The following is an 11,014-nucleotide window of genomic DNA, read 5'->3' on the forward strand; positions in this document are numbered from 1 at the left end:
CCCGCGCCCCGCGACCCCGGCGCGCCGGGCGGGCGGACCGCTGACGCGGTGCGCGCGCCGGGCGCACCGGTCGCGGGGCGCCTCGCGTGGGGCTGCCGGGTGCGCGTGGCGGGCCCGCGCGGGTGCGCCGGGGCCTTACGATGACCGTGCACCGTCCCCCTACGGAGGTTGAGCACCATGGGCGCAATGAAGCCCTGGCACATCATCGTGCTGGTCGTCGTTCTGCTGCTGCTGTTCGGCGCCAAGCGCCTGCCCGACGCCGCGCGGGGGCTGGGCCGGTCGCTGCGCATCTTCAAGAGCGAGGTCAAGGAGATGCAGAAGGACGACGACGACGTCGCCGAGCGCGGCACCGCCTTCACCCCCAAGGCCCTCGACGACGGCCAGGTCAACGGCCACGTGAACGGCGCCGACCAGCACGTCAACGGCACCCGCAGCACCAGCGACTCCAGCGCCTCGCGCGAGCGCTGACGCACCGCTGACCCCGCACAGACGCACACGGAGGACCCGGCGACGTGGCAGTGACGACGTTCCGACGGCGCCGCCCGCCGAAGGACCCCGAGGGGCGCATGCCCCTGCGCGAGCACCTGGACGAGCTGCGCAAGCGGCTCTTCCGCGCCGCCCTCGGGGTCGTGCTGGGCGCGGTGGCCGGCTGGTGGCTGTGGGGCGACGTCGTCCTGCCCCAGCTGATCCGTCCGCTGCAGCAGCTCACCAACGGCACGCTCAACTACGACAGCGTGGTCGGCCCCATCGAGGTCCAGGTCAAGGGCGCGATCTGGGTGGGTCTGATCGTCTCCAGCCCAGTGTGGATCTACCAGCTGTGGGCGTTCGTCACCCCGGGGCTGACGAAGAAGGAGCGCCGCTACGCGGTCGGCTTCGTCGTCGCGGCCGTGCCGCTCTTCCTGGCGGGCGTGGCGCTGGCGGCCTCGGTGCTGCCCACGACCATCCACCTGCTCTCGGAGTTCACGGCCGAGGGGTCCTCGACCTTCATCACGGCCAACAACTACCTGTCGTTCGTCATGCGGCTGCTGCTGGCGTTCGGCATCTCCTTCCTGGTGCCCGTCCTGCTGGTCGCTCTGAACTTCGCCGGCCTGGTCACCGGGCGGGCCATCCTGAAGCAGTGGCGCATCGTCGTCTTCCTCTGCTTCGTCTTCGCGGCGATCTTCACGCCCACCCCCGACGCGCTGACGATGATCGTCATGGCCCTGCCGCTGATCCTGCTGTTCTTCGTCGCGATCGGCGTGTGCATCTGGAACGACAAGCGCCGCGCGCGCCGCGACGGGCAGGCGGAGTTCGCGGACCTCTCCGACGACGAAGCCAGCCCCCTCTGAAGCGCCCGGCCGCACCCCGGGGCCGGGCCGCGTGAGCGGCCCCGGCCCCGTCGGCCTGCTGGTCAACCCCACGGCCGGGCGGGGCGCCGGCTTCGCCGCCGGCGCCCGCGTGCGCGCCGAGCTGCGCCGCCTGGGCCACGCCGTCACCGACCTGTCCGGCCCCGACCCGGACGCCGCCCGCGCCGCCGCGCGCCGGGCCGCCGGTGACCTGCAGGCCCTCGTCGTCGTCGGCGGCGACGGCCTCGTGCACGCCGCCGTGCAGGAGGTCGCCGGCACCGGCACCGCCCTGGGCATCGTGCCCGCCGGCACCGGCAACGACGTCGCCCGCGGGCTGGGCCTGCCGCTGCACGACCCCCTGGCGGCCGTCAGCGCGCTGTCCGCGGCCCTGCGCACCGGCTCGCGCCGCGCCGTGGACGCCGTGCGCGTGCACAGCGCCGAGGGGGAGCGCTGGTACGCCAGCATCCTCGCCTCCGGCGTCGACGCCCTCGTCAACGAGCGCGCCAACGCCTGGCGCTGGCCGCCCGGCCCGGCGCGCTACACCCTGGCCGCGGTGCGCGAGCTGCTCACCGTGCGCGGGCTGCCGCTGCGCATCACCCTCGACGGGCGCGTGCTGGAGCGGGAGGTGCTGCTGGCCGCCGTGGCCAACACCCGCTGCTACGGCGGCGGCCTCGACGTCGCCCCCGGCGCCGACCCGGCCGACGGGCTGCTCGACGTCGTCGTCGTGGACGCCCTGAGCACCGTGCCCGCGCTGCGCCTGTTCACCAAGCTGCGCCCCGGCGAGCACCTCGGCTCCCCGGCGGTGCGCGTGCACCGCGCCCGCACCGTGCGCCTGGAGCCCCTGGTCGCGGCCGGCGGTCGCGCCCGGCGCCTGCCGCGACCGCACGCCGACGGCGAGCCGGTGGGCCGGCTGCCCCTGACGTGCGAGGTCGTGCCCTCGGCGCTGCACGTGCTCGCGTGAGCGCCCCCGAGCTCGTGCCCGTGCAGCGCCCGGTACCCGCGCCGGCGCGGGGGTCGACGCGCAGCGGTGGTGGCCGTGACGTACTGTCGCGACATGGCGAGCCCCGCGGAACGTTACGCGGCAGCGCGCCGCCGAACTGAGGAGTCGCGCACCGAGCTGGCGCGGTTCGCCGGCACGGTCGGCTTCGAGCTCGACGGCTTCCAGCTGCAGGCCTGCCGCGCGCTGGAAGCGGGGCGCGGCGTGCTCGTCGCCGCCCCCACCGGCGCCGGCAAGACGGTCGTCGGCGAGTTCGCCGTGCACCTGGCGCTGCGCACCGGCCGCAAGGCCTTCTACACCACGCCCATCAAGGCGCTGAGCAACCAGAAGTACGCCGAGCTCGTCGAGCGCCACGGTGCCGCCAGCGTGGGCCTGCTCACCGGCGACAACTCCGTCAACGGCGAGGCGCCCGTGGTCGTGATGACCACCGAGGTGCTGCGCAACATGCTGTACGCCGGGTCCGCGCTGCTCGACGGCCTGGGCTACGTGGTCATGGACGAGGTGCACTACCTGGCGGACCGCTCCCGCGGCGCCGTCTGGGAGGAGGTGATCATCCACCTGCCCTCCGACGTGCTGGTGGCCTCCCTGTCGGCCACCGTCTCCAACGCCGAGGAGTTCGGCGCCTGGCTGGACACCGTGCGCGGCGACACCGAGGTCGTCGTCTCCGAGCACCGGCCCGTGCCGCTGTGGCAGCACCTGCTGGTGGGCACCGAGCTGTACGACCTGTTCACCGACCCCGCCGGCGACCCGCTGGAGGGCGACGAGGGCTCCCTGGTGCCCGGCGCCATCGTCAACCCCGAGCTGGTGGCCATGGCCCGCCAGCAGCTGCGCAGCGACCGCCTGGCCGCCGCCGGGCGCGGGCGCGGGCGCGGGCCCGGCCGCCCGCGCCCCGGCGGCGGTCGCTTCGCCGCCGGCCCGCCCGGCGGGCGCACCCCCAGCCGCGCGCAGGTCCTGGAGCGCCTCGACGCCGCCGGCCTGCTGCCGGCGATCACCTTCATCTTCAGCCGCGCCGGCTGCGACGCCGCCGTGCAGCAGTGCGTGGCCTGGGGCCTGCGGCTGACCACCCCGGAGGACTCCCGGCGCATCCGCGCGATCGCCGAGGAGCGCTGCGCGGAGATCCCCTCCTCGGACCTGGCGGTGCTGGGCTACTGGGAGTGGCTCGACGGGCTCGAGCGCGGTCTGGCCGCCCACCACGCCGGCCTGCTGCCCGTCTTCAAGGAGACCGTCGAGCAGCTCTTCGCCGACGGCCTGGTCAAGGCCGTCTTCGCCACCGAGACCCTGGCCCTGGGCGTGAACATGCCCGCCCGCTCCGTGGTGCTGGAGCGCCTGGTGAAGTGGAACGGGCAGACCCACGTCGACGTCACGCCGGGGGAGTACACCCAGCTCACCGGCCGCGCCGGGCGCCGCGGCATCGACGTGGAGGGCCACGCCGTCGTCCTGTGGAGCGCCGGCACCGACCCCGAGGCCGTCGCGGGCCTGGCCTCGCGGCGCACGTTCCCGCTGCGCTCCAGCTTCAGGCCCACCTACAACATGGCCGTCAACCTCGTCGAGCAGGTCGGCCGCGAACGCTCCCGCGACATCCTGGAGACGTCCTTCGCGCAGTTCCAGGCCGACCGCGCCGTCGTGGGGCAGGCCCAGCAGATCCGCGAGCAGCAGCGCGCCCTGGCCGGCTACCGCGAGGCGATGACCTGCCACCTGGGCGACTTCGCCGAGTACTTCGCGCTGCGCCAGCGCGTCACCGAGCGGGAGAAGGAGCTCTCCCGCGCCGGCGCCGCCGAGCGCCGCGCCGAGGCCCGCCGCTCCGTGGAGTCCCTGAGCACCGGCGACGTCGTGCGCCTGCCCGGCGGGCGCCGGGACGTCTTCGGCGTGGTGCTCGACCTCGTCGACGGCAAGGGCTTCGACGGGCCGTCCCCGCGCGTGCTCAGCCAGGACCGGCAGGTGCGCACCGTCTCCGCGCACGACTTCACCGGCGCCGTCGAGCCGGTGGCGCGGGTGAAGGTGCCCAAGGCGTTCAACTGGCGCAGCCCCCAGGCCCGCCGCGACCTGGCCTCCTCGCTGCGCAACGCCCTGGCCGAGGTCGGCGGCGGTGACGTGCCGCGCCGCCGCCGCGGCGGCTCCGGCGCGGCCGACGAGGACACCGTGCTCGCCGAGCTGCGCGAGCGCCTGCGCGCGCACCCCTGCCACGGCTGCGCCGACCGCGAGGAGCACGCCCGCTGGGCCGTGCGCGAGGAGAAGCTGGCCCGCGACACCCGGGCGCTGCAGCGCAGCATCGAGGGCCGCACCGGCACCATCGCGCGCACCTTCGACCGGGTGTGCGACCTGCTCGCCGAGCTGGGCTACCTCACCGCCGACGGCACGGCCGTCACCGACATCGGCCGCACCCTGCGCCGCATCAACGCCGAGACCGACCTGCTGGTGGCGCAGTGCCTGCGCCACGGCGCCTGGGCCGGCCTGGGGCCCGCCGACCTCGCCGCCGCCGTCTCCGTCCTCGTGCACGAGTCGCGCCGCGACGAGGGCTCGGGCAGCGAGCGGGTGCCGCGCCGCGCCGAGGAGGCCATCGCCGCCACCGTGCGGCTGTGGAGCGACCTGACCGACCGCGAGGACCACCACAAGGTGCCCGCCACCCGCGAGCCCGACGCAGGCCTGGCGTGGGCGGTGCACCGCTGGGCCTCCGGGCACCGCCTGGACGCGGTGCTGCGCGAGGCGGACCTCGCCGCCGGCGACTTCGTGCGCCGCTGCAAGCAGCTGGTCGACCTGCTGGACCAGGTCGCCGCCGCCTCCCTGGACCCCGCGGTGCGCTCGTCCGCCCGGGAGGCGGTGGACGCGGTGCGCCGCGGCGTGGTGGCCCACACCTCCCTCACCTGAGGCTGAGGCGCGGGCCGGGCCCCGGCGGCCCCGCGGACCCAGCGCTCCCGGGGCTCAGCGCCCCCGGTGGCCGGCGAGGGAGGCCAGCACGCGCTCGACGCTGGAGGCCAGCCCCCACCGCCGCACCAGCTCCTCCAGCCGCTGGGGGTCCGCCGCGGCCCGCGGCAGCTCGTCGGCCACCGCCGGCACCGGGACCTCGGCGACCGTGCGCACCACCGCCGGCGCCGCGTCCAGGTACGCCGCGGCCTCCAGCAGCCGCCGCCGCTGCCCGGCCGGCACCGCCGAGGCGGGGTCGGCGGCCGCGGCCCGCACCCCCGCCAGGTCCCCGTGGCGCTGCAGCAGCGCCGCGGCCGTCTTCTCCCCGATGCCGGCCACCCCCGGCAGCCCGTCGGAGGGGTCCCCGCGCAGCACCGCCAGGTCCGCGTACCCGGCGCCCCCGCGCACCCCGTGGTGCTCGGCCAGCCAGGCCTCGTCGACCAGCTCCGCCCTGCGCACGCCCCTGCCCACGTAGAGCACCCGCACCCGCGCGGCGTCGTCCACCAGCTGGAACAGGTCGCGGTCGCCGGTGACCACCACCACCGGCGCGCCGTCGCCGCGGGCCACGGCGCGCGCGGCCAGCGCGGCGATCACGTCGTCGGCCTCGAAGCCCGGGCAGCCCACCCGCGCCACGCCCAGGGCCGCCAGCACGTCCACGAGCACCGGCACCTGCGGCCCCAGCGCGGCCGGGGAGTCCTCGCCGCCGTCGGCGCCCACCCGGTGCGCCTTGTACGACGGCAGGGCCGCCACCCGGAACGCCGGGCGCCAGTCGTCGTCCCAGCACGCCACCAGCCGCGCCGGGCGGTGCTCGGCCACCAGGAACGCCAGCGCGTCCAGGAAGCCGCGCACCGCGTTGACGGGCGTGCCGTCGGGGGCGGTCAGCGACTGCGGCACGCCGTGGAAGGCCCGGTAGTACAGCGAGGCGCTGCCGGCCACCGAGCTGACCGCCTTCCAGGTGGTGCAGGCCTCCGCGGACCGCTCGCGCGAGGCCGGCACGGCGAGGTTCTCGTTCAGCGTGGAGGCCACCGCCGCGGGCGAGGAGGCGGTGAGCGTCTCCGGCGACGGCGCGTTCGACGCCGCCAGCGGCGCGGTGAGCGCCACCGTGACGCTGCCCGCGCAAGCCGGCGCCACCGCACCGGTGCAGCTGCGCCTGGTGGACGGCACGGCCTACCTGTCCGGCGCCCCGCTGACCGGGCAGGGCCAGTGGGTGCGCCTGCCGCTGGAGGCGGCCGGCGCGGCCGGCGTGGACACCTCGGCGCTGGACCCGTCCCGTCAGCTGGAGCAGCTGCGCGCCGTGGCCGACGACGTGCGCGAGGTGCCCGGCGTGACCGTGCGCGGGGTGGAGACCCGCGGCTACGCGGGCACCATCGACGCGGCGGAGGCTCTGGAGCAGCTGCCGGCCGAGCAGCGCACCGCCGAGGCGGAGCAGGCCGCCGCCGAGGTGGGCAGCGTGCCGTTCACCCTGTACGTCGACGAGCAGGACCGGCCGGCCCGCACGGTCGTGGACCTGGCCGTGGACGGCTCCACGGCGGAGCTGAGCATGGACTACTACGACTGGGGCAGCGACGTCGACGTGGCGGCGCCGGACCCGGCCACCGTCACCGACCTGCCGACGGGGGCGGTGCCCGCGCAGCAGGGCGCCTGAGCCGTCGCACGGGGGGCGTGGAGGGGCCGGCCCCTCCACGCCCCCCGTGTGCTGCCCGCGCCTAGGGTGGCGCGGGTGGACGCACCCCGACACGGCGCGCGCCGGCTGTACCGCGGCGGCGCCGTGTACAGCCCCGCCGACCCCTTCGCCACCGCGATGCTCGTCGAGGGCGGCACCGTCGCCTGGATCGGCCCGGACGAGGCGGCGCCGGCGTTCACGCGCGGCGACGAGGAGGTCGTGGACCTGCGCGGCGCCCTGGTGGCCCCCGCCTTCGTCGACGCCCACGCGCACCTGACGGAGACGGGCCTGCGCGCCACCGGCCTGGACCTGTCCGGAGCCCGCGGCGCCGGCGAGGTCCTGGACGCGGTGGCCGCGGCCGCGCGCGCCGGGGCGCCGGGCGACCTCGTCGTCGGCGCCGGGTGGGACGAGAGCCGCTGGGACGGGCGGCGGGCCCCCACCCGCGCCGAGCTGGACCGCGCCGCCGGCGGCGCCCCGGTGCACCTCGGCCGCGTCGACGGCCACAGCGCCCTGGTCTCCACGGCGCTGGCCGAGCGCGCCGGCCTGGCGGGGCTGCCGGGCTGGCACGAGGACGGCCACGTGCACGACCGCGCCCACCACGCCGCCCTGGACGCCCGCTGGGCCGTGCTCACCCCCGCCGCCGCCGAGGCCGCGCGCCGCACCGCGCTGCGCCGGGCGGCCGCCGTCGGCGTCGGCGCCGTGCACGAGATGTCCGGCCCGGCGCTGGCCCCGCCGGGGGACCTCGCGGGCCTGTCCGCGGTGGCGGGGCCGGGCACGTCCGCCGAGCGCGCCGCGGGCCGCGAACCGCTCCCGGAGGTCGTCGCCTACCTGGCGCGGGCGTGCACGTCGCCCGAGCAGGTGCGCGAGCTGGTGGACGACTGCGCCCGGCAGGGCGTGCACCTGGCCGGCGTGGGCGGCGACCTGGCGGTCGACGGCGCCCTGGGCTCGCGCACCGCCGCCCTGCGCGAGGACTACGCCGACGCGCCCGGCCGGCGAGGCACCCTGCACCTGGACGCGGCGGCGGTGGGCGAGCACCTGAGCGCCTGCACGCGAGCGGGGGTGCAGGCGGCCTTCCACGCCATCGGCGACGCGGCCCTGGACGTGCTCGCCGACGCCCTCGAGCAGGTCGCCGCCGACCTGGGGCCCGCGGCCCTGGCCGCGCGCGGGCACCGGGTGGAGCACGCGGTGGCCGCCGACGAGCGGGTGGTGGCGGTGCTGGCCCGGCTCGGGGTGGGTGTCTCGGTGCAGCCCGCCTTCGACGCGGTGTGGGGCGCCCCGGGCGGCACGTACGAGCAGCGGCTGGGGCCCGCCCGGGCCGCCGGCCTGCACCCCCTGGCCCGCTTCGCCGCGGCCGGGGTGCCGCTGGCGCTGGGCTCCGACGCGCCGGTGACGCCGCTGGACCCGTGGGCGGCGGTGCGGGCGGCGGCGTTCCCGCACCGCGAGGAGCACGCGGTCTCGGTGCGCGCGGCGTTCCTGGCGCACACCCGCGGCGGGCACCGCCTGGCCGGGCGCGGGCACCCGGGGGTGCTGCGCCCGGGGGCACCGGCGACGTACGCGGTGTGGGAGGCGGGCGACCTGGTCGTGCAGGCCCCCGACCGGCGCCTGTCCGGCTGGAGCACCGACGCCCGCTCCGGCACGCCGGGGCTGCCGGACCTGTCGGCGGGGGCGCGCGCGCCGCGCTGCCTGCGCACGGCGGTGGACGGGGTGCTGGTGCACGACGAGCTCGCAGGCTGAGGGCCGCGGGCACGCCCGACACGCCGCCGACACGCCGGGGCGTCCCGGTGGTCCCGCCTCGCGCTCGGCGCCGTGACCTGCACCGACGCGCGTCGGTGCAGGTCACCGGGCGGTTGACAGCCCGGCGTGGCCGAGTAGCTTCGACCGGGAGCCCACGACGGGGAAGCCGGCCGGTCGACCGCCCACCCGTCGTCGCAGCCGCACCACCTGCGACGACGGGCGCCGACCACCGGCCGGAGTGGGCGAGGTCGGGTCCGCGCGTCCTTAGACAACGGCGTGCACCTCGTAGCCGACGAGGTGCGCGACGGCCCGAGGGGTGCGGCGGACCCGACCTGTCTCTCCCCCCGCCGCGCGCCGCGTACCCTCGAGCGGTGCGTCGTGCTCCGCTCCCCGCCCCGCCCCCAGCGCGCGCGGCGTCGCCGGTGCTGGCCCTCGGCGGCGGGGTGGCCGCCTGGGCCGCCTTCCCCGGGGCCCTGCGCCCGGACGGGCTGTGGTGGCTCGCCCCGGTGGCGGTGACCCTGCTCGCGCTGGCCACCGCGGGGGTGCGCGCCCGGCGCGGCGCGCTGTCGGGGCTGCTGTTCGGGTGGGCCTTCCTCGTGCCGCACCTGGCCTGGAGCGGCACCTACGTGGGCTTCCTCCCCTGGTTCGCCCTCGCCACCGTGTGCGCGCTCTTCTACGCCGCCCTGGGGGCGCTGCTGCCGCGGCTGCAGCGCGCCCGCCTGCGGCTGGGCCCGCTGGCCGTGGCGTGCGGTTGGGTGGCCGTGGAGGCCGCGCGCGCCCGGGTGCCCTTCGAGGGCTTCCCGTGGGGGCGCCTGGCGTTCTCCCAGGCCGACGGCCCCACCGCGGCCCTGGCCGCGCTGGGCAGCACGGCGGCGGTGACGTTCGCGGTGGCCCTGGCCGGTGCGCTGCTGGCCGGCGCCGTGCGCGCGCTGCTGCGCCTGCCCGCCCCGGCGGGTGCAGCGCGGGCCGTGCCGCGCGCGGTGCCGGCCGCGGCGGCCGCGCTGGCGGCCGCGGCGGTGCTGGGCGCCGGGGCGCTGGTGCCGCGCCCGACCGCGGCCGAGGGGGGGACGCTGCGGGTGGCCGCCGTGCAGGGCAACACGCCCAGCGCCGGCCTGGACTTCAACGCCGAGCGGCGCGCGGTGCTGGACAACCACGCGCGCGCCACCGCCGCGCTGGCGCAGCAGGTCGACGACGGGCTCGTCCCGCGCCCGGACGTGGTGCTGTGGCCGGAGAACTCCAGCGACATCGACCCCTACGGCAACGCCGACGCCGCGAGGGTGGTCGAGGGCGCCGTGGACGCGGTGGGCGCACCGGTGCTGGTCGGCGCGGTGCTGGAGGGCCCGGGCCGGTACGTGTCCAACACGGGCCTGCTGGCCACCCCGGCCGACGGGCTGGTCGGCGCGCTGCAGGACCCGGGCCGCCACTACGTCAAGCAGCGCCCGGCCCCGTTCGCCGAGTACATGCCCCACCGCGCGTTCTTCCGCCGCTTCAGCGACAAGGTCGACCTGGTCAGCCGCGACTTCGTGCACGGCGACGCGGTGGGCCTGCTGCGGGTGCCCCTGGCCGACGGCGGGCAGGCGCGCCTGGGCGACGTCATCTGCTTCGAGGTCGCCTTCGACGACACGGTGCGCGAGTCGGTGCGCGCCGGGGCGCAGTTCCTGGTGGTGCAGACGAACAACGCCACCTTCGGCTACTCCGACGAGGCCGTGCAGCAGCTGGCGATGTCGCGCCTGCGGGCGGTGGAGTCCGGTCGCGCGGTGGTGCAGATCTCCACGGTCGGCGTCAGCGCCCTGATCACCCCGGACGGCACCGCCCACGAGGAGACGTCGCTGTTCACCACCGCGGTGCTGCAGGGCGACGTGGCGCTGCGCTCGACGCAGACGCTGTCCACGCGGCTGGGGCAGGCGCCGGAGCTGGCGCTGTGCGCGGCCGGGGTGCTGCTGCTGCTGACCGCCCGGCGCGGGCCGCGGCGCGCCGGCCCGGCGCGCTCGCGTCGCCGGCGCCGCGGTGGTGCCGGTGGTCCCGCCGGCGGCGGTCCCGGCGGTGGGGCCGACCGGCGCGACCCGGCCAGCCCGGTGGCGCTGTGAGCGCACCGCTGGGGCCCGGCCCGGGCGGGGCCCGGCCGGTGCGCCGGGCGCGGCCCTCGCGCGTGCTGGTGGTCCTGCTGGGCGTGCTGGTGCTGCTGTCGGTGGAGGTGTGGCTGCTGGCGCAGCTGGCCCACGTCGTGCACGCCGCCGGCGTGCTGGCGCTGCTGCTGGTGGAGACCCTCGCGGGCGTGGCGGTGCTGCGGCGCGCCGGGCGGCGGGCGCTGGCGGCGCTGCGGGCCGCGGGCGGGACGCCGCCCGGCCGGCCCGGTGCGCCCACCGGGGCAGCGGCCCGCGGGGCGCACGATCC

9 protein-coding genes are annotated in these 11,014 nt (G+C 78.1%); 8 read left to right on the top strand and 1 reads right to left on the bottom strand.

Features of this window, described 5'->3' with window-relative positions; all coding sequences use genetic code 11:
* Positions 1 to 186: 186 nt before the first annotated feature.
* The 4 genes from tatA to GTR00_RS05755 all read left to right on the top strand — a co-directional run bounded on the left by tatA (position 187) and on the right by GTR00_RS05755 (position 5,187).
* A complete protein-coding gene (gene tatA, locus GTR00_RS05740) occupies positions 187 to 468 on the top strand; it encodes a Sec-independent protein translocase subunit TatA (protein ID WP_240899481.1) in 282 nt (93 codons plus the stop codon).
* Between the two features lie 44 nt (positions 469 to 512).
* The gene (gene tatC, locus GTR00_RS05745) at positions 513 to 1,328 is read left to right on the top strand and encodes a twin-arginine translocase subunit TatC (protein WP_323132240.1); all 816 of its coding nucleotides are present in this window, start codon (positions 513 to 515) and stop codon (positions 1,326 to 1,328) included.
* Between the two features lie 31 nt (positions 1,329 to 1,359).
* Positions 1,360 to 2,286, top strand: coding sequence for a diacylglycerol/lipid kinase family protein (locus GTR00_RS05750; RefSeq protein ID WP_166610678.1), 927 nt, complete (start codon positions 1,360 to 1,362; stop codon positions 2,284 to 2,286).
* 93 nt (positions 2,287 to 2,379) lie between these two features.
* Entirely contained in the window at positions 2,380 to 5,187 is a 2,808-nt protein-coding gene (locus tag GTR00_RS05755; protein ID WP_166610679.1) for a DEAD/DEAH box helicase, read from the top strand.
* A gap of 54 nt (positions 5,188 to 5,241) precedes the next feature.
* Here the strand turns inward: GTR00_RS05755 and GTR00_RS05760 are convergent, their stop codons facing one another.
* Complete coding sequence (locus tag GTR00_RS05760) at positions 5,242 to 6,159, bottom strand: 5'-3' exonuclease (protein ID WP_166610684.1); 918 nt, start codon at positions 6,157 to 6,159, stop codon at positions 5,242 to 5,244.
* Between the two features lie 79 nt (positions 6,160 to 6,238).
* On the opposite strand from GTR00_RS05760, the gene GTR00_RS05765 reads away from it, so the two are divergent.
* From GTR00_RS05765 to GTR00_RS25580, 4 genes are all read left to right on the top strand, one after another.
* The gene (locus tag GTR00_RS05765; protein ID WP_166610680.1) at positions 6,239 to 6,868 is read left to right on the top strand and encodes an LppX_LprAFG lipoprotein; all 630 of its coding nucleotides are present in this window, start codon (positions 6,239 to 6,241) and stop codon (positions 6,866 to 6,868) included.
* A gap of 75 nt (positions 6,869 to 6,943) precedes the next feature.
* Positions 6,944 to 8,620, top strand: a complete 1,677-nt coding sequence (locus GTR00_RS05770; RefSeq protein ID WP_323132242.1) for an amidohydrolase — start codon at positions 6,944 to 6,946, stop codon at positions 8,618 to 8,620.
* 422 nt (positions 8,621 to 9,042) lie between these two features.
* Complete coding sequence (lnt, locus tag GTR00_RS05775) at positions 9,043 to 10,707, top strand: apolipoprotein N-acyltransferase (RefSeq protein WP_323132243.1); 1,665 nt, start codon at positions 9,043 to 9,045, stop codon at positions 10,705 to 10,707.
* Positions 10,704 to 11,014 (top strand): FxsA family protein (locus GTR00_RS25580; RefSeq protein ID WP_166610682.1); only part of this gene is annotated, 311 nt, incomplete at its 3' end. The genes lnt and GTR00_RS25580, both read left to right, overlap by 4 nt.

The sequence above is a fragment of the Kineococcus indalonis genome, from assembly GCF_009906395.1.
GTDB classification, from domain to species: domain Bacteria; phylum Actinomycetota; class Actinomycetes; order Actinomycetales; family Kineococcaceae; genus Kineococcus; species Kineococcus indalonis.